We start from the raw sequence: 24,159 nt of genomic DNA, 5'->3' as shown, positions 1-24,159 counted from the left end.
GTGAAAGAGGAGAAGAAAGAGGTTGAGGCTGTGGCAGTGCCTGAGCCTGAGGTGAAAGAGGAGAAGAAAGAGGTTGAGGCTGTGGCAGTGCCTGAGCCTGAGGTGAAAGAGGAGAAGAAAGAGGTTGAGGCTGTGGCAGTACCTGAGCCTGAGGTGAAAGAGGAGAAGAAAGAGGTTGAGGCTGTGGCAGTACCTGAGCCTGAGGTGAAAGAGGAGAAGAAAGAGGTCGAGGTGGTTGTTCCTCTTGCTTCCTTAGAAAAACCGATTAAGAAACTACTGGATATAAAGACGGTAAAAGGTGCTTTTATCTGCTCCAGGGATGGACTTCTGATACAGAATTATTATAAGGAGTATGCTGATATTGAAGAGCTTTGTGCGATGATTGCTGCTATCTATAATGAAGCCGAGGAGTCGTTTCGATTTTTGAAAGAAGGTCGTGTCGAGAAGTTTATAATTGAAAAAAATGATGAAACAATCTGTGTGATAACAGCCGGTGATTCGCTGTTTACTGTGATAACCCGTAAAGAGACAAAACCCGGCTTGGTGTTTGTCTATGCACGCAAGGTTATTGATGAAATAAGGGAGATCTTAGGATGAAGGTAGATGAATTGACGAAAATTCCGAAAGTTCTGGGTGCCGGCTTGGCGACCGATGATGGTTTTGTTATAGAGAGCCAGTTCACAGTGGGATACAACGCGGAAAAATCCGCAGCTATGGCTGCCCAGGTTATTAATACCATTAAGCGAAGTCTTGATATTGAAAGGGCATCAGTGGTTCTCTATACCCAGAATAATGTTTTTTTTGTGAAAGAGTCAGAAGAAGGAATTTTCTTTGTAATATGCCAGAAGGATGCGAATCTGGGTTTGATAAAAATCAAGACAGACAAAATCAAGTAGTAGTTTGTCCACCAGGATATTTTTTGCGTTAAATCTCTAATTCTGAGCTAATCTGTTGTTTATGGGCGGAGTATTATTGTATTTTTCCTGATATTCAGCGAGCAGTTGTTTATATTCATTTTCATAATCATTCGTGGCATGGAAACGGAAAAAACTCACCATGGCGAATTCCGGTGGTTTCTTTTCAAAGATTTCTTGAATCGTCTGGGCGAGGCTTTCTGTGCGGCCGATATAGAGAATACTTTCCTGTAATATGTCGGTGAATTCAAAGACGCCGGGAAAGTCCGGAGCATTCTGTATCTGCTCAGGGATTAATTTCCTCCATCTGTCATTTATCGGCATAGTAAAATAATTATATATAAAATAAGGATTCAGTCAAGAATTAATACACGATTCATTTGTGGTATTCGTGGAGCGGGTGTATTGCAAGCGGATGTTTTTTCGCGAATTTAATCGCTTCAATCTCCGCTTTTGCTGAAGTCAAGGCGGTGATGAACGGAATATTCAATTCAACTGCGAGTCGTCTCATTGCATAACCATCGCGTTTCGCACGGAATGTCAGGGTGGGGGTGTTTATTATCAGATCTATTTTACGAGCTTTCATTAAGTCGAGTGCATTGGGAGATTTGTGTTCATCTATGCGGTAAGTTGTTTTAACGGCTATCCCGTGATTTCTCAGAAAATCCGCGGTTCCCCTTGTCGCTACGATGTCAAAACCGAGTTTGATGAATTCTTTCGCCAATTTTAATATCTTGGGTTTGTCACTGTCCCGAACCGTTATATAGACGGTTCCAGAACTGCTGAATTTATTGTCGCTGAGAATTGCTTTATAATACGCCGCTCCGAAGTTTTTGTCGATCGCCATTATCTCACCGGTTGATTTCATTTCTGGTCCGAGGATCGGGTCGACTCCAGGTAATTTCAGGAAAGGAAAGACCGGCCCTTTGATTGAGACAAATTTGCTTTTCGGCGGATTATGCAGTAATCCTTCTCTTCTCAGGTCTTCCAGTGATTTTCCGACCATTACATAGGTGGCTAATTTTGCAAGGGGTAGGCCGATGGTTTTTGATACATAGGGGATGGTTCGCGATGCTCTCGGATTCGCCTCCAGAACATATATTTTATTATTTTTTACCGCGAACTGGATATTGATCAAACCTTTTGTATTCAATGCAATTGCGATCTTGCGTGTGATTGAGGCGATGTCTTTGATGGTCTTTTTATGTAAGGTGTAGGGCGGCATGACCGAGTAGGAATCACCGGAGTGGACACCCGCCTGTTCGATATGTTCCATAATCCCTGCAATGAAAATATCTCTACCGTCGCATAAGGCGTCGACATCGACTTCAATCGCATCAGCGATGTATTTATCAACCAACACCGGGTGTTCACATGAGACCCTCGCCGCCGCCTCAATATACTGTTCCAAGCCTTCCTGTTCATAGACTATTTCCATCGCCCTGCCGCCGAGTACATAACTCGGTCTTACTATCACGGGGTAGCCGATTTTTTCCGCGACGAGTTTGACGTCTTCGTAAGAATAGCCGGTTCCGAAAGAAGGGTGGCGTATTTTCAACGTCTTTAATAACTGCGAGAAAAGTTTACGGTCTTCGGCACGATGGATGTCGACGGGTTGGGTTCCCAGTATTTTGTAATCATAGTGTCCTCTTTTGCGTAGTTGAGACAGGGGGATTGATAAATTTATCGAGGTTTGGCCTCCGAACTGCAGGATCATACCACCGCATCTTTCTTCATCAATGACATTCAGGACATCTTCCAGGGTGAGGGGCTCGAAATACAATCTCGTTGATACATCGAAATCAGTGGATACTGTTTCAGGGTTGCTGTTCATCATGATTGCTTCATAACCCAGCTTCTTCAGTGCGACCGCTGCATGAACACAGCAGTAGTCGAACTCGATTCCCTGCCCGATACGGATGGGTCCTGATCCGATGATGAGTATGCGTTTTTTATTGGTTTTTCTTTTTCTCTTTCTGAAGCCGGTTGTATAATAGGTTGAATAATAGTATGGAGTGGCTGCTTCGAATTCACCGGCACAGGTGTCGACCATATTGAATTTAGGACGGATACCGTATTTACGGCGGAGCTTTCTTATTTTATCAGGTGTCTCCTCGATGATGCGTGCGATATCGTTATCAGAAAAGCCAAGGCGTTTTGTTTCTCTTAACAGTTCCTTTGAAAGTTTTTCCTTTTTCAGGCGCTTTTCGAATCTTATTATCCGGGCGAATTTATTAATGAAAAATTTATCGATCATCGTCAGACGGGCGATTTTATCTACTGAATATCCCCGCCGTAACGCCTCGGCGATGCAGAAGAGCAGGCGGTCTGTGGGTTCCTGTAATTCCTTTATTAATTTATATTCTATGATATTTTCGGGTTCAAACCCGTCTTGAGAAATTTCCAGGGCTCGTACCGCCTTGAGGAGTGCTTCTTCAATAGTGCTGCCGATCGCCATCGCCTCGCCGGTCGATTTCATCTGGGTTGTTATTCTTCTGTTGACGGTCGGAAATTTATCAAAGGGCCAGCGTGGTATTTTGACCACCACATAGTCGAGTGTCGGTTCAAATGCCGCATATGTCTTTTTTGTCACGGCGTTCGGTATTTCATCCAGGGTCATTCCTACCGCTATCTTGGCACTGACGCGTGCAATGGGATAACCGGTCGCCTTGGACGCAAGGGCAGAAGACCGTGAAACTCTTGGATTGACTTCGATGATTCTGTATTCCCATTTTTTGGGATTCACCGCAAACTGGATATTACAACCTCCGCAGACCTTGAGCGCCCTTATGATTTTCAGACTTATACTTCTGAGAGATTGATTTTCTTTGTCTGTGAGGGTCTGAGCCGGAGCCACCACTGTACTTTCACCGGTATGTACACCCATGGGATTGATATTCTCCATACTGCAGATAGTTATGCAGTTGTCGTCACCGTCGCGCATCACTTCATATTCGAATTCTTTCCATCCCAGAAGATTTTCTTCAACAAGCACCTGGTTGATGGGAGATTGTCTGAGTCCGGCAGCGGCTATCTCTTGGAGTTGGTTCCATGATTCGGCGACACCGCTTCCTGTCCCGCCCAGCGTATATGCGGGTCTGATTAAAACCGGATACGAGATCTCTTTCAGCGCCTGTCGGATTTCTTCAAAGTTTCGGCAGGCAAAGCTTTTCGGTATCGGTTCATTGATTGTTTCCATCAGGTTTCTGAAGGATTCACGATTTTCCGCCATCTCGATTGTTTCGTAGTTAGAACCGAGAAGTTCCACCGAGTATTTTTCGAGAACGCCTTCTCCGGCAAGATTATAAGCCAGATTCAGGGCGATCTGCCCTCCAAATCCGGGCAGGAGGCCGTCCGGTCTTTCTTTTTCTATAATTTTCGTCAAAGTTTCCAGATTAAGTGGTTCGATATAAACTATATCCGCGGTGTCCTGATCGGTCTGGATGGTCGCTGGATTTGAATTTACTATGATGGTTTTGTAACCTTCTTCCCGTAATGAAAGACTCGCCTGGGAACCTGAAAAATCGAATTCCGCCGCCTGGCCGATTATGATGGGACCAGAACCGATGATAAGAAGTTTCTTAAGGTCTCTTCTTTTAGCCATTACAGTGACTCCATAAAGTTTCTGAAAAGGAATTCAGTATCCCGGGGACCGGGTGATGCTTCAGGGTGAAACTGTACTGAGGAGACCGGTAATTTTTTGTGGCGGAGTCCTTCCACAGTGTGGTCATTTACATTCAGCCAGTCAATTTCAACCTCTTTATTACTGTATTTCGCCTGGAGTGCATAGCCGTGATTTTGAGAGGTGATATAGAGACTGCCGTTGTTTAGGTTCTTTACAGCATGATTCGAACCGCGGTGTCCGAATTTTAACTTATATGTCCTGAGACCGAGCGCCCTGCCGAGAATCTGATGGCCTAAACAGATACCGAATACCGGATAGTAGTTAACCAAGTCGGCTGCTGTTTTGACTGTTGTTTTCAATATTTGTGGATGTTCCGGATTACCCGGCCCATTGGATATCACGACGGCGTCGGGAGAAATCTTTTTAATGGCTGCTGTAGAGGTATCATAGGGAACCTGAATTACCGCGGCGTATTTTTTAAGATTTTTTAAAATACTCTTTTTGACACCGCAATCGATCAAAACGACCTTCTTCTTCTTTCTGCTTTTATGGACGATTATCCTTTTACAGGAAACTCTTGCAACCAGATTTTCAGTATCCGGATAAGGGGTGTTTTTTATTTTTTTTAGATATGACGTTATATCAACAGCCGGGGAATTTTCAGAGATTATCATCGCTTTCATTGTTCCGTGTTTTCTTATCTTGAGAGTCAAAGCACGAGTGTCGACGCTGTAGAGGCAGGGGATTGCCGCTTTCTTTATGAAGTCAGCCAGCTGCTGCCCACGGTGGGAATGCAGATACGGTTCTTTTACGACAAGTCCGCGGATCTGGGTTTTGTGTGATTCGAGATTCTTTTTATGAATACCATAATTGCCTATCAGTGGATAGGTCATAAGAAGAATCTGACCCGCATAAGAGGGATCTGTGAACGATTCTTCATATCCGGTCATTGAGGTATTAAATACTATCTCTCCAAAAACCTCTGTTTTGGCGCCGAAGGTTTTACCTTTTATGAATGTTCCATCCTCCAGGATGAGGAGTCCGTTAGGCATACTAAAATATCAGTATAACTATAATTGAGGTTATGTCAATATATATAGAGAATATGGGGGATTCAGGATTCTGTTATTTCTTCGATGAAATGGGTTGAGATGTTGCCGCGGATGAATTTCTCATTGTCCATAATCTTCAGATGGAAAGGGATTGTCGTCGGAATTCCTTCAATGACCGTTTCTTCAAGGGCGTGTTTCATCCGGGCGATTGTTTCCAACCGGGAGTTGCTGTGGGCGATAAGTTTTCCTATAAGGGAATCATAATGGCTGGGAATTGTATAACCGGCGAAGATATGGGTGTCGAATCTTACACCGAGTCCCTGGGGCATATGGAAGAAAGTGATTTTACCCGGTGTGGGAACAAAATTACGCGACGGGTCTTCTGCATTAATCCGACATTCTATGGCATGGCCTTTCAAAGAAATTTGTTTTTGAGTGAACCCGAGTTTTTCTCCCATGGCGATCTTGATTTGTTCTTTCAATATGTCGATACCGGTGACCATCTCTGTGACAGGATGCTCAACCTGGATTCGGGTATTCATCTCCATAAAGTAGAAATTTTTGTTTTCGTCCATAAGGAATTCGATGGTGCCGGCTGATTGATATTGAATAGTCTTCGCCGCCTGGATTGCAGCCTCCATAAGTCTCTGTCTGAGTTTTTTATCGACCACCGGCGACGGTGATTCTTCGATGAGTTTCTGATGTCGGCGTTGAATCGAACATTCCCGTTCACCGAGTGCAACGACATTCCCGAAAGAATCTCCGATTATCTGAACTTCGATATGTCTGGGTTTTGTGATGTACTTTTCGATGTAGATTCTGCCGTCGCCGAAAGCTGCTTTTGCCTCCGCCTGGGTGATACGAAATCCGGATTCCAGTTCTTCGTTGTTCTGGGCGATCCTCATTCCTTTTCCTCCACCTCCGGAAGCCGCTTTGAGTATAATCGGGAAGCCGATTTTATCGACGACCTTCCGTATCTGTTTCAGTGTTTCTACTGCACCTCCGCTGCCGGGAATACCGTGGACACCGGCTTCAGCCATCGTCTCTTTCGCTTTTATCTTATCACCCATTATTCTGATATGTTCGGGTTTCGGACCGATGAAGGTTATGCCGCACGACTCACATATTTCCGCAAACTCCGGATTTTCCGCGAGAAAACCGTAACCAGGGTGTATCGCCTTCGCACCGGTGACTTCTGCGGCGCTGATGATTCTGGTGATATTAAGGTAACTGTCTTTGCTCGGCGGCGGTCCTATGCAGACGGCTTCGTCAGCCAACCTTGTATGGAGGGCGTTGCTGTCGACCTCGGAATACACCGCCACTGTCTGGAGTTTCAGTTCCTTTGCAGCACGGATTATCCGGATGGCGATTTCACCGCGGTTGGCTATGAGCAGTTTTTTGAACTTCATGGATATTCAGGCGTCTTCACCCGGGTTTAATTGATAACGGTGGATATGGACTTCTTTGGGTATATTCTATTTTTTATCAAAGGCGCCCCATCCTCGCTCTGCCGTGGCTTCGATGCCGACGAGTCGCAGTTTGAATTCATCAGGATTGGTGACCGCCTGGATGGCGTCATCATAGGAGATCAAGCCGTCTTTGTACAATTTAAAGATTGATTGGTCGAATGTCTGCATACCATATTGGCCATACCCTTCTTCAATCGCTGATTGGATGAGCATTGTCTTCACAGGATCAAGCAGATATTCTTTTATTGTCGGGGTTGATAAGAGCACTTCCACCGCCGGTATCCGCCCTTTACCGTCGGAACGCGGTAAGAGTCTTAAAGAGACCACACCGGTGAGGGTCGTCGCGAGCAGAACCCTGATATGCTGGTGTTGATGCGGTGGATAGAATGATATGATACGGTTGATCGTTTCTGTAGCGTTTAAGGTGTGGAGTGTTGAAAGCACAAGATGCCCCGTGTCCGCGGCTTTCAGCGCCACATCCATTGTTTCCCGGTCGCGGATTTCACCGATGAGTATTACATCGGGATCCTGCCGCAGAATGTGTTTCAGGGCGATGGAGAAAGAGATGGTATCCATCAATACTTCCCGTTGACATATTATGGAGAGGTTGTCCCTGAACAGGTATTCGATTGGATCTTCGATCGTGATTACGTGGCGCGCCACGTTTTCATTGATATGTTCGATCATCGCCGCCAGAGTGGTCGATTTTCCGCTTCCAGTGGTGCCGGTACAGAGAATGAGTCCTCTGGGTTTTAATGCGATATCCTTGAGTATCAGGGGGAGGTTCAATTCTTCGATTCGCCGTACTGAAAAAGGAATTGCACGCATGGCTATGGCGATACTGCCCCTCTGTAAGAAGACATTAACCCTGAATCTTCCAATACCCCGAACACTGATTGCAAAGTCCATTTCTTTCATACGTTCGAATGTCTGCTGCTGGGAAGGGGTCATTATTTGATATGCCATGGTCTTTAAATTTTCCGGCGTGAGTGATTCCCCTTTTTCCGAAACAAGTTTTCCGTCGATTCTGAAAACCGGTGTTGAACCTGCTTTCAGATGTAAATCTGAAGCATTTACTTTTTGCATTTTTTCAAGAAGACCTTTTAATTCCATCTTCTGCCTCTTTTTTCTTTAAAATTATAAGGGTTCAATCAAAAACAGTTCTTGATTATATTCGACAGGATCTTCGTTCTTGACCAGTATTTTTACAATCTTTCCCGCAACGTCGGATTCGATTTCATTCATCAACTTCATCGCTTCCACGATACAGACCACCTGACCGGGTTTGACAACGTCTCCGATTTCCACATAAGGGGGAGCATCGGGTGCCGGTGCACGGTAAAAAGTACCTACTATAGGAGATTTAATCGCAACCAGGTTCTTTTTATCTTCCTGCTCGGTGGTTTGCGGCTCAGAGACCGCGGTAGGTTGCTTTTTAGCTGGAGTTTGTGTTATCTGGGTATTATTGCCTGATTTTCTTATTCTCACAGTGCGGCCGAACAGATCAGTGATTTCAATTTCTGAAACGACACTGTTTTCCAAAATTTTGACAAGTTTTTCAATATTTTTTATCTTCATTTTAACAGACCTGAAAGCCAATCCTGGAAAGATTTAAAATCCTCTTCTTTCGGCTTTTCCGGTTCCTTTTTTTCATCGGGCTTTTCCGGTTGTTGCTCAGGCGGTGCAGGTTTCTGCTCGGTTGGTTGTGAGCTGTCAACAGCCGGTGGAGTCTTTTCTTCCGGTTTCTTGGGTTTTAATTTGATTTCCGGCTCCTGCTCTTCAGACATGGGTTGAGGCGGTTGGTCGATTTCTTCTTTCGGTTCTTGAGCTGAAGGTGTGGGTTCAACTTCTTTAATCGGTATCGGTTTTTCTTCCGGAGTTGACAGAGGTGGTTCTTCAGTCCGCTCTTCAGGCTCCGGAGCTAACTGCGTAGTCGCTGCCTGAATCGGTTCTGTTGCGGCGAGGGGTGATTCTTCTTTTGTTTCTGATATCGGCGTTGTTTCTTCAACCTTCTCAGATGGTTCTTCAGTTAAAAAATCTTCGAGCGACATAATTTCTTCTTCTTCCGTTGATTCCGGTGCTGCCTGAACATCAGCCGGAGGTGTTGTTTTATCATCCCGAGGCGTTTCTTCGACCGGAGAAACAGCTGTTTCTTCCTGCAGCTTTATAGGTGTTGGTTCCTCGCTTTTCTCCTCTTCAGTTGCCTCAACGGGTTTCAATATGTCAAGCTCTTCTTTCGGAGGGGAAGGTTCTTCACCAAACGGCTGAAGGATTTCAAGTTTTTCTTCCACTTTAGCGTCTGTTTCTTGTTTAGGCTGCTCTTGAATAGTCGGTTGCTGCGGTTCTTCGGTTTTTTCCATCGGTTGGACCGGTTCTGGTTCCTGCACCGGTTGGATGGTGTCCGGTTGAGGAGCAGAAGGTTCGACCTGCTGAGGTTTTTCCAGATCCTCTGGCTTAAAGAATGTCTCCACCTGCAACTTTTCAAGTTTTTCTTCCGCCGCTTTCTGGGTTTCTCCGCCTGTTTTTTCCTTCAGTTGTTTGACTTTTTCCTGAAGCAAGATATCAGTGGGATCGGTGAAAAGAAGATGTTCATATATTTCCAGAGCCTTTGTCAAATCTCCCTGGCGTTCGTATTCTTCCGCCATGGACATGGTATATAAGGGTTCTTTTTTCCTGAGTGCCTCCAAACGATCGAGTTTTTCTTTCGCCGAGGCGTCGAAAGGATCAATCGTAAGAATCCCTTTATACGCTGAAATTTGACCCTCCTCGTCCTTTGTGGTTTCGCATATCTGGGCAAGCATGCGCAGGGCGACGATATTCTGGGGGTCGAACGATAAAGTTTTTTCAAAGGAATCTTTTGCCTGAGCGTACATCCTTTTGTCAAAATAGCATTTTCCCAGGATTAAATAAGCAAGACTGTAGTTAGGATGGTGCTGCAGTCCTTTTTGCAGTATTTCGAGTGCTTCATCTATCATATTGTTCTTCCGGTATGCATCAGCAAGCTGGACGAATATTCTTGATTTTGGATCTTTGTTGTAACGTTCACTCAATCTTGCAATTTCAGAAAAATCTCGTTCTGCCATATCTTCCTCCATTAGCTATAATATAATATATATTAATCATTATATCCGCTTTGTCAAGATTTTTATTTTATTCAACCAATTCAAAGGAATTGAGGATTACTTCCAAAGTTGTGAAATACTCGCTCTTTCTCTCGCCGGGATTGAATAACAGTCCGTCTATGACATAGAGGGTATCCCGATGGGTCAGAAAATAAGAGAGAAACGGTCCGCCGGCGACCAGTGAATCATTCTGCCAGACGCCTTTCATTCTTATGCCTTTCATATTTTTGAATTCAATCTTTTCGATATCAGTAAGCTCTTCCAGAATATAATCACCATCGTAGTATTTCCCGGTCAGACTGTTTCTTTTTGCCACTGCAAACGCTTTTGTCAGTTCGCCATTCAGTTTTTCTTTATAGAAGAAGATACTGCGGTCGGGAAAGTGGGCGTGCACAAAGATGAAATTTTCGTTTTTATATGTGGAGTCGATCAACCATTGCTTATCGAGATCAAAGACTATCCCGAATCTTTTTAAACTTTTTTTCAACTGCTTGTCGAAATGTTTGGTATAATAATTCTCTTTTATCCTTGAATAATAGTTTTCTTCCAATATCTTTACGAGCAGTTCCTTATACTTCTCTATCCCCGGCTGGATATATTCCGGCCTGGCGGTTACAAGGATAATCGCAAGTTGTCCTTTCGCCCACAGGTCATTCAGTTTAAATAATGTGAATGTGTCTTTTTCAGTGGCTTTTTTCGCATCTCTGTTCAGCAGAAGGTTTATAAATTCATCTTCAAGAGAGCCGTAAAGGAATATCGTGTGGAATTTATCATATTTTTCAATCGCTGAATCAGAAATGCAGATAAATTTGAACAATCCTTCCTTCTGCGGAACATAATTATAGAGCTGCAGGTTTTTGATTATTAAATTTGTGTCCACCTTCGACGAGACGACGATTATTTCCCGGGTTTTGCCCACATTCTGCGGTATCTTTGTACAGGAAAAGAAGAATATGGACATTAACAGCATGGAATATACTGCAGCGGAAAGTCCGTCGGTGTTGATTTTTTTGGTCATTTTCATCATTTCCTCCTTATCCGATCCGTAATAAATTTTCTTTCTTTGCGATTTTTTGTAAATATCTCCGAAGCATATAATGTTCTGAATCGTTCATTTCCGGATCTTTCTTTATGAGTTCAAAGGCATCATCACGGGCTGAAAACAGGAGTTCCCGGTCGTTCTCCAGGTCTCCGATTTTGATGTCGGGGAGACCGTGCTGTTTTTTACCCAGTATTTCGCCGGGTCCGCGTAAACTCATATCTTTATTCGCCAATGCGAAGCCGTTGTTGTTCTTCTCAAAGAACGATATACGTTCAAATGTCTCCTCGGAGACAAAACGGTCGAGAAAGAGGAAACAATACGACTTCTGGGCTCCTCTTCCGATCCGTCCCCTGAGTTGATGGAGTTGTGCAAGACCGAATCTTTCAGGATGTTCGATCAACATCACCGTGGCATTTGGTATATCGACCCCGACTTCTATGACGGTCGTAGCAACAAGGATTTCCAGTTCACCGTTGCGGAATTGAGTCATGATCTTCATCCTTTCGTCTGTTTTCAATCTGCCGTGGATCACTCCCACCGAGTGATTGGGGAATGTCCTGGTGATTTCCTGATAGACTTCTGCCACTGATTTCAGGTCGAGTTTTTCGGATTTCTCGATTATCGGGCAGATGATGAAGACCTGTCTTTTTCGGGATAATTCCTGTTTAACAAAATCAAAAGCGGCGTTCTTTTCCCGGGGTTTTACGATCCGTGTTATTACCTCGCCTCGATGCGGAGGTTTTTCTTTTAAGAGCGAAATATCCAGGTCTCCGTAGAGTGTAAGTGCGATGGTACGCGGTATAGGGGTGGCGGAGAGTACAAGAAAATCGGGATTGACGCCTTTATTGACCAGCGCCGCCCTTTGCATTACACCGAATCGATGCTGTTCATCGACGACTGCAAGTCCCAATTTTTTGAAGATTACATTCCCTTCGATTAATGCATGGGTCCCGAAAATTATGTCAATTTCTCCTGCAGATATTTTTTTGATTATTTCCTGTTTTTCTTTCGTTCTGATGCTGCTTGTGAGGAGGGCGGAATCGAGATTCAACTTTTTCAGAATCTCTTTAAGGTTCAGGAAATGCTGTTCGGCAAGGAGTTCTGTCGGCGCCATCAGGGCTGATTGATAACCGTTTTCTACAGCTATAAGCATAGCATATAGAGCAACGACGGTTTTCCCTGAGCCGACGTCTCCCTGCAGCAGACGATTCATCGGCTGCGGTTCCGCCATATCCGCCGCAATGCTCTTTATCACTTCCATCTGTCCACGGGTCAGTGAAAAAGGAAGTAGTTCGAGGAATTTTTTTGTCAACATACCGTTCTCTTTGAGCATAATTCCTCGTTCTTTTTTGATTGAGTTTTTTCTTTTCGCAAGTATCAACTCGAAGAAAAAGAACTCATCGTAGACCAGACGGCGGCGTGCGGCGATCGCTTCTTCTCTTTTCTCGGGTAAGTGGATTTTACGAATGGCTTCGTGCAGATGCATAAGATTGTTTTTTTTGATAAGCGGTTCCGGCAGTGTTTCGACTATTTCATCAAGGCACTCATCAAGGCATATCTTTACCGCCCTCTTTATATCCCATGAGCTCAGCCCTTCGGTCAGGGGATAGATCGGGATGATCGCCCCCTGTTTTTTATTCATCCTTTCTTCGTCGGTTATGAATTCATACAGGGGATTTATGAACTGCCTGCCGTAGTAAAAACTGACTTTACCGGAAACTATAAGCCAATCTCCGACCTTGAATTTTTTCTTGAGGTCCGGACGATTGAACCACTTGAGCAATATGGTTCCTGAATTATCGGCGATAATCACTTTTATCAATATTCCTCTTCGTCGTGTTTTCTGAAGCTCTGCAAGGATTACTTTCCCGATGACGGTTGCTTCGTCGTTTATCTTCAGGTCTTTTATGAGAACAATATTGGAATAGTCCAGATATTTTCTCGGAACAAGAAAGAGGAGATCGTTGACTGTTTCTATTCCTATTTTTTTAAAATAAAGTGCCCGCTTCGGTCCGATGCCTTTGATATATTTTACCGGACTCGAAAGTGTGAGATAAGTTTTTTTCGACACTATGCAGATTTTGCTATCTGTTCCATCTCTTTTCGGAAGGTATCCGGATTAAGGGCTTTTGATTCTGCCTCCTCTTTTGTGATTAGTTTCTTCTTTACCATATTAGCAAGGCAGGCGTCAAAGGAGATCATCCCCAGTTGTTGTGAGGTCTGGAGGATTGATGATATCTGGTGGGTTTTCGCTTCTCTGATCAGGTTTCTTACTGCGGGGATGACATTCAGTATTTCATATACGGCGATTCTACCTTTGCCGTCCGCACGTTTCACTAAATTTTGTGAAATCACACATAAGAGATTCAAAGAGATCTGCATCCTTATCTGATTCTGTTGATGAGGAGGGAAGACATCGATGATACGGTCGATCGTGGATACGGCGTCCGAGGTATGTAAGGTGGTGATTACCGTATGCCCGGTTTCCGCTGCGGTGATCGCCAGGGAGATTGTTTCCAGATCCCTCATCTCTCCCACCAAAATTACATCCGGATCCTGCCGCAGAACGAACTTCAGGGCGTTGGCGAATGAATGGGTATCTCTTCCGACTTCTCTTTGGGTCACCAATGCTTTTTTATTGGGGTGAATGAATTCTATCGGGTCTTCAACCGTAACGATATGGCACGTGTCATTTTCATTTCGATGGTTGAGAAGAGCGGCTTGTGTCGTTGATTTTCCGCAGCCGGATGGTCCGGTTACGACAATCAGACCTCTGGGCCGCAGGGCGATCTCCTTGAGAATTGGCGGAAAACCCAGTTCATCGATCGTGGGAATTTTGGAGGGGATGAGTCGGAATACACCGCCGAGGTTTCCCCGTTGTTTAAAAAGATTGACACGGAACCGTGCTCCGTTCGGCATTTCATAGGAGAGATCAAGTTCGAATGTTCTTTTATATTCTTCGATCTGTTCCTTGGTGAGTAGTCCGATTATTCCGGTTTCGATATCGGCTTTGGTGAGCGGAGGAAGGTCGAGTAATTTAAGTTCTCCGTTTATTCTCATAATGGGCGGTGAGTTGAACTTCAGGATCAAGTCAGAAGCATTATATTGAATCTGTGCATTCAAGAGTTGCTGTAATTTGATCATAATCTACGCCCTTCTTTCGAATTCATCCGGATTATTACAATGTGCCAACGCTTCTTCGTATTCGACTACACCTTGATGAAAGAGATTTTTGAGATATTGGTCCATCTGAATCATCCCTAATTTGGAACCGGTCTGGATCGAAGTATATATTTGCGGCGTCTTTGCTTCTCTGATGGCGCTTCTGATCGCCGGGGTGCAGACCATGATTTCAAAGGCGGCGACCCTACCCGCTCCGTCTTTTTTACGCACCAGTGTTTCAGTAATGACCGCCTGAAGGGTTGTTGATAATTGGAGGCGTATCTGCTGTTGTTGGGTCGGTGGAAAGACGTCGATGATTCTGTCAACGGTCTGTACCGCATCGATTGTATGTAGTGTCGAGAAGACAAGGTGACCTGTTTCCGCTGCAGTTATTGTCTGGGCGATTGTTTCGAGGTCACGCATTTCACCGACCAGGATGATGTCGGGGTTCTGTCTGATTATACGACGTAGTGCTTCGGCATAAGAATGGGTGTCGATACCGATTTCCCTCTGTTCGATAATGGACTTTTTGTCGCGGTGTAGAAATTCAATCGGATCTTCCACTGTGATGATGTGCTTTTTCATATTTTGATTGATGTATTCGATTATCGCCGCAAGCGTCGTCGATTTTCCGCTTCCTGTTGGACCGGTGACGAGGACGAGGCCGCGGGGCAGTGAAGCTATTTTCTTGAAGACTGCGGGAAACCCCCATTCGTCGATCGTCTTTATCTTAAGAGGAATGATCCGCATTACCGCTCCGATGTGTCCCATCTGTTTGAAGATATTGACCCTGAATCTGGCGACCCCGGATATTTCATAAGCCATATCAAATTCCAGGGCTTTTAAGAATTGTTTCTGCTGGAGAGGAGACATCAAACCAAAGATGATCTCCTTGAGGTCGTTGTCATCAAGTGGTGGTTGCTCCAGTTTCTGCAGTTTCCCGGCGACACGGATTGTCGGAGGTTCTCCATAACGGAGATGAAGGTCAGAGCCTTCCCTCAGAACCAGCTCTTCCAAAAGGACATCGAGGTCTACCTTAGCCATTTTAATTCAGAAAAGGGTTCATTCGGAAAGCATCAAGGAAGTTTAAAGAACGCCCGAAATCCGTAAGAAGAATCGGTTATCAACTCGACGACTTTTGATGAGGAAATCTTGATTGTATAGGTGGTGTTGTTCGGGAAGTTTGTGGGATCTGAGATTGCGATTGCAAGGGTTGTGTCTGGATAAGATAATGCGGTGTCGAATACAGGATTCAAAAGCTGGATCAGACTCTCGGGTTCGGTCGTGAAGGCGTTGAATACAGATACGGAACAGGCGTCAAATCCTGATAATTGTTTGAAGGTAACATAGAGGGTGTCACCGCTCAATGTATCCTGGGTCGGCTCGTAGAAATTTTGGTTATCAGGGATGGTTACATCCGTTGTGATGAAATCATCGACCGACTTACCTGTAAGGAATGCCAATCTGTAGTAAACAGTACTGTTCGGTGTGAGAAGCGAGTCGTCGTCGATATAGTTCATCAAGGTGTCGATCTGCCACACAGTATCGATTTCCGTAAAACTGGTTGAGTCACCGATGCTTCTTTTGATGATCACCGCGTCTCCCTGGGGAGTTTCATACGTCCATCTCCAGGTCAGAGTGACGAATATCTGCTCACCTTCTCCCAATAAATTACTCTGCATGGTTACTACCTGAGTGGTATGCCAGAGTGCGCAGGTCAGGTTGATCTCAAGGGTATCCTGGCAACCGAGCAGAATCAACAACGGTAATAGGAATAATAATTTTTTCATCTTTCCTCCTGTTCTTTTGATATTATCTTTATAAGAATATTCAAATTTATCCTATTTGTCAATACTTGAACTTTGATTTTGAGATCGCCATACAGACCCCGACCGCCATAAAACAGGCGAGGAGTGAGGAACCGCCGTAACTTATAAACGGCAGAGGTACTCCGGTGACCGGCAGTAAACCGAGGGTCATCCCGATATTGATAAATGTCTGATAGCTGAACCATGCGAGGATGCCGCTGGCGAGAATACTCGAAAATTTATTCTTTGTTTCTTTTGTAAGAATGAGGATCTTATAGAGTAGATAACCGAAGATCAATGTAGTCAACACAATTCCGACAAGGCCGAACTCCTCTCCGAGGCAGGAGAAGACGAAGTCTGTATGTCTTTCCGGTAGGAATTCCAATCTTTTTTGTGTCCCGGATAAAAATCCCTTGCCGATTATTCCACCGGATCCGATTGCGATCTTTGATTGTATCGTCTGCCAGGACATCCCTTTCGGGTCAAGCCAGGGTGAAAAGAATGAGATGATTCTTTGTTGTTGATACGGCTTAAGGGAGTTCCAGATAATGGGCATACTCAACCCGGCGAGAAAATTGCTCACCAGACCGTAGACGAGGTCACTCAATTGTTTATGGAAATAGAGGAAAACTGTCAAACCTACGAAGTAGAGCACCCAGATGTAGATTGAAAAACTCGCCGCCGCCGAGATAATAGGGGAGAAGAAGATAAAGAGTTTGACGCCGGGCATTCCCGCCCAGTACAGCATCAAAATAAGGATAGGATAGAATATCTGCGCCGCCCCTAAGTCAGGTTCAATGAAGATCAGTGCGGCTGGTATGCTCACGATAAGCAAAGGAATGAGAATGTCTGAAAAATTCTTAAGCCGTTTTTTCGCCGCCAGGACGGTTGCAAGAAAGAGAATCGTCGCAAATTTCGCGAATTCAGAGGGCTGGAGGTTGATCCAGCCGAGTTTGAACCAACGTTTCGGATAAGAATCACTGGTGAACAGAAGCAGTACAAGCATCAAAATTACACCAAAATATATAAAAGGAGCCAGGGTCGACCATAATCTCGGCGATATTTTGGAAAAAACGACGGCGGTTGCGATTGATGCTGCCAGCCAGGTCAATTGCCGGGTGAATGTTGATATTCCGGCGGTCGAAAAGATCATTATCAAACCGATCAAAGAGAGTGCGGCTACTGCCACCACGATTCCAAGATCAATTCTCTTTTGCATAGGTGCTTTTTGTTTTGAGATAAGCTTTTATTATCTTACCGGCGATCGGAGCAGCTACACTGCCGCCGTGGCCCGCGTTTTCGATGAATATACAGACAAGAATTTCAGGTCGTTCTTTTGGAGCGTAGCCGATAAAGAGTGAGTGATCTTCGCCGTGAGGATTTTGGATGGTACCTGTTTTCCCGCAGATCTCGCAGTCTTTGATACGGGCGAGTTGTCCGGTGCCGCTCAATACGACTCCACCCAGTGCTTCTTTCACCACCTCAAGGGCTTCTTTTGAAAATGAAGTTTTGTGATATTGCGGTTTCAACTCTTTATTGATGTGCGGGGTGGGTATTTCACCGTTGTTTGCAAAGAGTGTAAAAGCACAGGCGAGCTGTAGCGGCGTCACCAGAAGGTCGCCCTGACCGATGCTGAGGTTGAAGAGATGGCCTTCTGTCCAGTTTTTTCCATAATGTTTTTCAAACCATGTGCGGTCGGGAAGACATCCGTTTTTTTCATTGGGGATATCAATTCCGGTTTTTCTGCCGAAACCGGCTTCTTTTGCCCGGGAGGCGATGGTGTCGATTCCGATGAATGCACCCAGCTGGTAGAAGTAGATATCACAGGATTTTATAATTGCGCCGTAAAGGTCGAGTTTTCCGTGGATTTTCCAGCACTTGAAGATTCTCCTTCCCAGGCGGTATTTACCCCAGCACGGTGAAAATGATTTATCCGGAGTGATCATCTTTGAGTCCAGAGCCGCCAAGGCGATGAATGGTTTGAACGTCGAACCGGCGGGATAGCAGCTCATAATCGCCCTGTTGTACATCGGTGCATCCGGTGTTGTATTCAATATTTTCCATTCTTCTTCCTGCAGTCCGTGTACGAAGAGGTTCGGGTCAAAGCCGGGTTTTGAATAAAGAACCAGCACCTCACCGTTTCGGGGGTCCAGACAGACACAGGCGGCTTTTTTATAATCTGCGAGATAGACGGCAACCGATTCTGTGAGAGCACAATCGAGTGTGGTATGGAGATCTTTACCGGGAATAAAAGGCACGGGTCTTTTTTCTGCCAGCTTACCGATTTCTCTACCGCGTGCATCGACTTCGATGTACTCCACACCGTTTATACCCTTGAGAGTATTTTCATAGTATTCTTCAATGCCCATTCTGCCGATGTAGTCGTTTATTGAGTAGTTTTCATATTTTTTTATCTCCAGGTTGGTGATTTCACCGACATAACCGAGTACGTGGCAGAATAATTCTCCATAAGGATAGTTGCGCAGTGGTTCGACCGCGACCTCAACACCTTTGAGTCTGTCCATATTTTCCTCGATGATTGAAAGCTGGCTGTAAGAGATATCATGGGCGATCTTCACCGGCATAAACGGATTCTTCTCGCTCTTGAATTTTTCACGCACGGTCTTTTCTTTTATGCCGAGAATATGGGTCAGTTCTGTGAGGGCGGCTTTGTCTACTATTGAAGGGATGACCGAGACATAGAATCCCGGTCTGGTGTTTGCGATTTCTATGCCGTTCCGATCGAATATTTTCCCCCGTGGCGCGGGAATGACCGTCTGTCTGATTCTGTTTTTTTCTGAGAGACGGAAGTATTTTTTACCTTCGATGATCTGAAGCCGCGCACTCGCCAGAATAATGATGATAAAACCGGCGATTATGATATTACGGATCGCCTTGAATTTTTTTATATTTTCTTCCATGTTCTGTAGATGATTCTGTTTAACAATAAAAAGAGTGGTACACAAAACAGCAGAGTGATTATTATCTGTTTCATACTCAGGGGGAAGGAGACAGCAAGGTATGTCATTGTTATTTTTATTAAATAGAATGCCGTAAAGAGAGTGACGACGACGACGTTGTTCTGTGCGATAAATTTTTTTATATAGAGAACAGCCTGGATTAAAATTATATAAAGCAGTCCGTTAAGTCCCAGTGCTACAGGATAATACAGATCGATGAGAATCCCGGCGGCGAAGGCGAATACAAGGGCGAATCTTTCATTTTCTTTAAATGCGATGAAGAAGGAAAGGACCGCTATGAAATCAAGATAATGGTTGAAGGGCAGAAAAAGGTAAAGTAAGATGATATATAAAAGGTATTTCATCGGCTCTTCCTGTATTTACGGCGGGTTCACCATGTCACCGATATCACCGGTCGGGATGAGACGCGGCGGCAAACCGGTTTCGGCGTTGGAGATCACATAGACGTATGTAAGTTTGTTGATCTGAACGCTCGGTTTGATGTAGACGGGTTTGAAAAAGAGGGTGTTTTGTTCCTCGATCTTTTTTACAATTCCGATGAGAATTCCCTGAGGGAATATTTCACTCATTCCTGAGGTGCAGATTGAGTCTCCGACAGCTATTTCATCATCGATGCGTATGAAGTCGAATATCAGATTCTGTTTTTTTTTGACTACACCATGTATCTTTGTATTTATATCGACGGCGCTGACCGCGAACCCTTGATTTTCAATTGTTTCAACGACACTGTACTTTTCGGTGATCAGTTTTATCTTTCCGACGAGTCCGTTTATCGAGATTACCGGTTGGTTTATTTTCACATCATCTTCTTTTCCTTTGTTGATATAGAGATACCCGTTGATGTTTGAGGGATCACGTCCGATGATCTGGGCTTTTAATAATTCATACTTCGTTGTTTTGAACTCGATCGTATCGAGAAGGATTCTTTTCTTGAGTTCACTGTTTTCCAGACGAAGTTGATTCACCAGTGTTTCCAGTTCGGTGATGCGGGCGTTGGAGATAGTCAGAAAATGTAAGAAGTCGGTGACGGTTTTCACGGGAAACAGTAAGACCGCTGAAAGGCGTGTCGACAAGTATAATTTTGACTGCTCTCCCAGTGCTAGGAATGTGATGCATACTATAAGTAAAATTGAGAATAAAATTAACTGCCGTCGGGACAACTACTCTCTCTTCATCTGAAAAATTACTTTTTCATAATGGGGCATGTTTTCCAGAATCTTTCCGGCTCCGATGACAATCGCCTTATTCGGTTCCTCTGCAATCATTACGGGCAGGTTTGTTTCTTCCCTTACCAGAGTGTCGATGCCTTTCAGAAGAGAGCCTCCACCGGCCATATAGATACCTGAATTCACGATGTCAGCGGCTAATTCCGGCGGGGTCTTTTCCAGGGTAAGCCGAATTGCTTCGATAATCATCGAAAGGGGTTCCTGAATTGCTTCACGCACTTCATGACTCGTTAATTTAATCGTTTTCGGAATACCTGATACGAGGTCTCTACCGCGTACTTCGATTGTCTTTTCCTCTACTGTGGGGAATGCATTTCCGATTTCAATCTTTATCTGCTCGGCGGTCTGCTCTCCGATAATGAGATTGTAGTTTTTCTTTATATATTGAAGGATTGCATCATCCATCTCGTCTCCGGCGATCCTCACTGAACTGTTCGTGACAATACCGGACAGGGCGATAACAGCGATTTCCGTGGTGCCGCCTCCGATGTCGATTATCATATTACCGGTCGGTGAATGAACCGGCAGATCAATACCGATCGCCGCGGCGATCGGTTCTGAAACCAGGAAGACTTCACGGGCGCCCGCCGCTTCCGCCGAGTCCCTGACGGCTCTTTTTTCGACCTCGGTTATGCCGGATGGGACGCAGATGATTATCCTCGGTCGGGTGAAGAGCCTTTTTTTCTGTACCTTCTCGATGAATGTTCTGAGTAAGAGTTCGACCATTTCAAAATCGGCTATAACTCCGTCTTTCATCGGCCTGATGGCTTTGATCTCGCCGGGCGTTCTACCCAACATCTTTTTCGCTTCAAGCCCTGCGGCAAGACATTTCTTGGCGTTGGTATCGATCGCGACTACTGTCGGTTCATTCAATACGATACCGCGTCCATTGACATAGATCAGGGTTGTACAGGTTCCCAGGTCGATCGCGACGTCACTCATAAATTGACTCTTGATATTTCTGAAAAACTTAGAGATTATACTCAAATCGAATGCCACTGGTTTTCCTCCTTTTTTACAAATAATATATATATTTCAGTGAAAGTCAAGTCTCCGATGACATTCTTGACACACTTTTTTTATTGGATAGAATAGGAAGGAGGTCAGAATGAAGAACGAACGACGAAAAAAAGGTGAACGGAGAAAACAGGAGAGGAGAAGGTTGCTGACAGAAAAGGAATTCAGGAAGTTGATTGAGAGCGGGAAGGTGAAGAAAGGTGATAGACGTTCTTATACGAAAAGGCGTAAGAGCAAAAGGAGAAAACGCCAGCTTGGTTTATAACCGCTTTTGAACAGACGGTGTCGGAAGATCAATATGTGCAGAAGAATCGTTGACATGATTGTTAATATAGTTATAATAATATTGTTATGCCGATAATTGAATTCCGTTGTAATAGATGTCACCATAAATTCGAGGAGCTTATATTAAAGAACTCCGAGATGAAGGACGTCAAATGTCCCAGGTGTGAAAGCATTGATTTTGAAAAGCTTTATTCTACATTCGGAATGCGATGTAATGGTAGTTTTTCAAGTAATATCGGTACGTCCTGTACAGGTTGTTCAAAGACCTCGTGTACTGGATGTTCCCAAGATAAGGAGGCAAAATGAGAAGAGAACTTTTAGTTGAGAAGATCGCGGAAAAATTTGGTCCTGCTTTTACCAAGACCGATATTGAAAAATTAATTGATGTTTTTCTGGATACAATCCGGGATGTGTTGATCCAGAATAAGCGGGTTGAACTGCGAAGATTCGGTACTTTTGAATTGAGAAGACGACCGGGAAGAACCGCCAGGGCGCCGAAGAGCGGTAAAGAATATACATTGCCTGACCGCTATGTTCCGTTCTTCAGACCTTCGAGGATATTTAAGGATGAAATCAACAAACGTATTAAACCAGAATAGAAGATTGATTTAAGTGTCTTTTGTTTATGTGGTTACAATCAATGCCGAAGCACTGTGTTGGCGGTTAGTGTTCACCGGCAGATTACATTTTCTCCGCCGGTCCCCGATTTTCGATTGTTGAAGTAGCCGGGATGATCACCTTTGTGTGATATTATGTTCGAAGAACTCGTACGGCAGGGAGAGGAGTGTGTAAAAAAAGGAGATGTAGTAACTCTTGAGCAGATAATCCGAACCCTTTCCAAAGTTCCTTCTTCGAATGAATATCTGTATCTTTCAGCATATCTCCAATTTTTAAAGGGAAGACTTTCCAAAGCGCTTGAACTCTGTGAGAAGATCGAACCTTCTCTTAGGAAAGGACAAAATCAGGAATTGATATGTAAGGCTCTGTTATTGAAGGCGACGATCTTGCGTCGGGAAGGTGAATATACAAGTTCCAACAGGGCACTTGACCGTTGTTTCAAGGTGATTCAGGGTGATACATTTATGCTCGGTGATATCTGGAATTCCAAAGGAGTGAATTTCTGGATGCTGGGTAAGTTCGAAAAGGCGAAACAGTGTTATAGAAAAGCCCGTTATCTTTCCCAGAGTTCAAAGGAGATGTCTGTTTTTCTGAAAACTTCGATCAATCTGGGGATTGTACCGCTCCATCAGGGCCATTTTTTTGAGGCGGATGTCTACTTACGTAATGCCCTGGAACTTTGCGAAAAGGAGCAGGAAAAGAGATTGCGGATATACGCCCTGCTTAACCTGGGGGAATTATGCTGGAAAAGAGGTGACTGGGAACTCGGTAAGGAACTTCTTGCAGGCTGTAAAGAATCCGCGGTTGAATTTTCCTTGACTTATGAAGAAGGTGTTTCATACTGGATCCTTGCAAATATCCTCAGAGACGGCCATAACTTCGAAGAGGCGTACCGTGTGTATAACCGGGCGTTGGAACTTCTCGAAAAGAGTATGTCATACACGGAGAAGTTATATGTATATCTCAATATGGGGGTCCTGGAGCGGTTACGCGGTAATTATCAGACGGCGCTCGATTTGCTGAACCGCGCTCAAACGATCATGGAACAGACCGGTGAAAAACTGGATGAAGGGATTCTTTTGATCGAAACCGGGATGGTGCTCTGGTTTTTACGCGAAAGGCGGTCTTCTTTAAAATATTTGAACCGCGGGATAGCAAAGACAAAGAACAGAAAATACGAGAGAACCATCGGTGAATTATTTCGATTCTATATTCGAAAGCAAGGAGGTTCCGAAGACGCCAAATTGTTTGATGAACTCTTGAGGAGATGTTGGAAATACGGTTATGACACGATCCTCTTACGGGAGCGTCAAATATTTCTTCCTTTGTTATGTGAATATCTTTTGATGCGTAAACGTTCTACATTACCGAAGATGATTCTCTTCCGGCTGGTTACAAATCATGAAGAATTGATCAATTTTCTTCTGGAACACAGGTCAGTGCGATGCCAGGAGGTCGCCCTTTCCGCGATCGAGAAACTTGGTCTCGGACATTTAAAATCAAAGGTACAGAACAAGATCTGGGCACTGCGTCCCCGCATTGCTCATAAAGCGGTTGCTGTGCTGGAGACCCTCGAACAGAAGCCTCTTCCCTCGCTGGCGGTCAAACTTTTCGGAAAGTTCGAAATTACCAGGGATGACGATACTTTGTTGTCTTTATCGAGGAAGAAGATGAAAGACCTTTTGAAGATTTTGATTCTGTATTACCGAAAACCGATTTTACGGGAACAACTTATGGAGATGCTCTGGCCCGGTGAGGCACCGGAGAAATCGTTCAATTCCCTCAGGCAATTGATTTTTCTCCTGAGGCGTGCCTTTGATGAATTCGGTTTTAATGGT

At 44.5% G+C, this 24,159-nt stretch carries 22 protein-coding genes; 5 read left to right on the top strand and 17 right to left on the bottom strand.

Annotated features, from left to right (window positions below):
- Together ENI34_04235 and ENI34_04230 are read left to right on the top strand one after the other, a co-directional pair.
- Nucleotides 1-597, top strand: coding sequence for a roadblock/LC7 domain-containing protein (locus ENI34_04235; protein HEC78336.1), 597 nt, complete (start codon nt 1-3; stop codon nt 595-597).
- On the top strand, nt 594-896 hold the full coding sequence (locus ENI34_04230; GenBank protein HEC78335.1) for a hypothetical protein: 303 nt from the start codon (nt 594-596) through the stop codon (nt 894-896). The genes ENI34_04235 and ENI34_04230 overlap by 4 nt, the downstream gene beginning before the upstream one ends.
- 36 nt (nt 897-932) lie before the next feature.
- On the opposite strand, the gene ENI34_04225 is transcribed toward ENI34_04230, so the two are convergent.
- The 17 genes from ENI34_04225 to ENI34_04145 all read right to left on the bottom strand — a co-directional run bounded on the left by ENI34_04225 (nt 933) and on the right by ENI34_04145 (nt 21,343).
- On the bottom strand, nt 933-1,238 hold the full coding sequence (locus tag ENI34_04225) for a hypothetical protein (GenBank protein HEC78334.1): 306 nt from the start codon (nt 1,236-1,238) through the stop codon (nt 933-935).
- 52 nt (nt 1,239-1,290) lie between these two features.
- Entirely contained in the window at nt 1,291-4,518 is a 3,228-nt protein-coding gene (gene carB, locus ENI34_04220) for a carbamoyl-phosphate synthase large subunit (protein HEC78333.1), read from the bottom strand.
- On the bottom strand, nt 4,518-5,591 hold the full coding sequence (gene carA, locus ENI34_04215; protein HEC78332.1) for a carbamoyl-phosphate synthase small subunit: 1,074 nt from the start codon (nt 5,589-5,591) through the stop codon (nt 4,518-4,520). Before carA ends, carB begins: the two co-directional genes overlap by 1 nt.
- Nucleotides 5,592-5,653: 62 nt before the next feature.
- Nucleotides 5,654-7,000 (bottom strand): acetyl-CoA carboxylase biotin carboxylase subunit, encoded by a 1,347-nt coding sequence (gene accC, locus ENI34_04210; protein HEC78331.1) that lies wholly within the window; start codon nt 6,998-7,000, stop codon nt 5,654-5,656.
- A gap of 66 nt (nt 7,001-7,066) precedes the next feature.
- Complete coding sequence (locus tag ENI34_04205; GenBank protein ID HEC78330.1) at nt 7,067-8,173, bottom strand: PilT/PilU family type 4a pilus ATPase; 1,107 nt, start codon at nt 8,171-8,173, stop codon at nt 7,067-7,069.
- Nucleotides 8,174-8,197: 24 nt separating this feature from the next.
- The gene (gene accB, locus ENI34_04200) at nt 8,198-8,638 is read right to left on the bottom strand and encodes an acetyl-CoA carboxylase biotin carboxyl carrier protein (GenBank protein HEC78329.1); all 441 of its coding nucleotides are present in this window, start codon (nt 8,636-8,638) and stop codon (nt 8,198-8,200) included.
- Complete coding sequence (locus tag ENI34_04195; protein ID HEC78328.1) at nt 8,635-10,155, bottom strand: tetratricopeptide repeat protein; 1,521 nt, start codon at nt 10,153-10,155, stop codon at nt 8,635-8,637. Before ENI34_04195 ends, accB begins: the two co-directional genes overlap by 4 nt.
- A 55-nt stretch (nt 10,156-10,210) precedes the next feature.
- Entirely contained in the window at nt 10,211-11,209 is a 999-nt protein-coding gene (locus ENI34_04190; protein ID HEC78327.1) for a DUF4837 family protein, read from the bottom strand.
- Between the two features lie 7 nt (nt 11,210-11,216).
- Nucleotides 11,217-13,304: an ATP-dependent DNA helicase RecG gene (gene recG, locus ENI34_04185; protein HEC78326.1), complete on the bottom strand. Its 2,088-nt coding sequence runs from the start codon at nt 13,302-13,304 to the stop codon at nt 11,217-11,219.
- The gene (locus ENI34_04180; protein HEC78325.1) at nt 13,295-14,368 is read right to left on the bottom strand and encodes a type IV pilus twitching motility protein PilT; all 1,074 of its coding nucleotides are present in this window, start codon (nt 14,366-14,368) and stop codon (nt 13,295-13,297) included. The genes recG and ENI34_04180 overlap by 10 nt, the downstream gene beginning before the upstream one ends.
- A gap of 3 nt (nt 14,369-14,371) precedes the next feature.
- Nucleotides 14,372-15,430: a type IV pilus twitching motility protein PilT gene (locus tag ENI34_04175; protein HEC78324.1), complete on the bottom strand. Its 1,059-nt coding sequence runs from the start codon at nt 15,428-15,430 to the stop codon at nt 14,372-14,374.
- 32 nt (nt 15,431-15,462) lie between these two features.
- Nucleotides 15,463-16,176 (bottom strand): hypothetical protein, encoded by a 714-nt coding sequence (locus ENI34_04170; protein HEC78323.1) that lies wholly within the window; start codon nt 16,174-16,176, stop codon nt 15,463-15,465.
- Nucleotides 16,177-16,234: 58 nt separating this feature from the next.
- Complete coding sequence (rodA, locus tag ENI34_04165) at nt 16,235-17,413, bottom strand: rod shape-determining protein RodA (protein HEC78322.1); 1,179 nt, start codon at nt 17,411-17,413, stop codon at nt 16,235-16,237.
- Entirely contained in the window at nt 17,397-19,115 is a 1,719-nt protein-coding gene (mrdA, locus tag ENI34_04160) for a penicillin-binding protein 2 (GenBank protein ID HEC78321.1), read from the bottom strand. Before mrdA ends, rodA begins: the two co-directional genes overlap by 17 nt.
- Nucleotides 19,100-19,519, bottom strand: coding sequence for a hypothetical protein (locus ENI34_04155; GenBank protein ID HEC78320.1), 420 nt, complete (start codon nt 19,517-19,519; stop codon nt 19,100-19,102). Before ENI34_04155 ends, mrdA begins: the two co-directional genes overlap by 16 nt.
- Before the next feature lie 15 nt (nt 19,520-19,534).
- Nucleotides 19,535-20,335 carry a rod shape-determining protein MreC gene (gene mreC / locus ENI34_04150; GenBank protein HEC78319.1) on the bottom strand — a complete coding sequence of 267 codons (801 nt, stop codon included), beginning with the start codon at nt 20,333-20,335 and terminating at the stop codon, nt 19,535-19,537.
- The gene (locus tag ENI34_04145; GenBank protein HEC78318.1) at nt 20,336-21,343 is read right to left on the bottom strand and encodes a rod shape-determining protein; all 1,008 of its coding nucleotides are present in this window, start codon (nt 21,341-21,343) and stop codon (nt 20,336-20,338) included. It abuts the gene before it with no gap.
- Nucleotides 21,344-21,769: 426 nt separating this feature from the next.
- Between ENI34_04145 and ENI34_04140 the strand changes: the two genes are divergently transcribed.
- The 3 genes from ENI34_04140 to ENI34_04130 all read left to right on the top strand — a co-directional run.
- Nucleotides 21,770-22,009 carry a zinc ribbon domain-containing protein gene (locus ENI34_04140; protein HEC78317.1) on the top strand — a complete coding sequence of 80 codons (240 nt, stop codon included), beginning with the start codon at nt 21,770-21,772 and terminating at the stop codon, nt 22,007-22,009.
- The gene (locus tag ENI34_04135) at nt 22,006-22,302 is read left to right on the top strand and encodes an integration host factor subunit beta (GenBank protein ID HEC78316.1); all 297 of its coding nucleotides are present in this window, start codon (nt 22,006-22,008) and stop codon (nt 22,300-22,302) included. The genes ENI34_04140 and ENI34_04135 overlap by 4 nt, the downstream gene beginning before the upstream one ends.
- Nucleotides 22,303-22,455: 153 nt before the next feature.
- The coding region (locus tag ENI34_04130; GenBank protein ID HEC78315.1) for a tetratricopeptide repeat protein at nt 22,456-24,159 on the top strand (1,704 nt) is incomplete at its 3' end.

Source organism: candidate division WOR-3 bacterium, assembly GCA_011052815.1.
GTDB lineage: Bacteria > Hydrothermota > Tepidihabitantia > SM23-42 > SM23-42 > DRIG01.
Note: the sequence above shows the minus strand (reverse complement) of the source record. Positions and strands in the feature narration are given on the sequence as shown.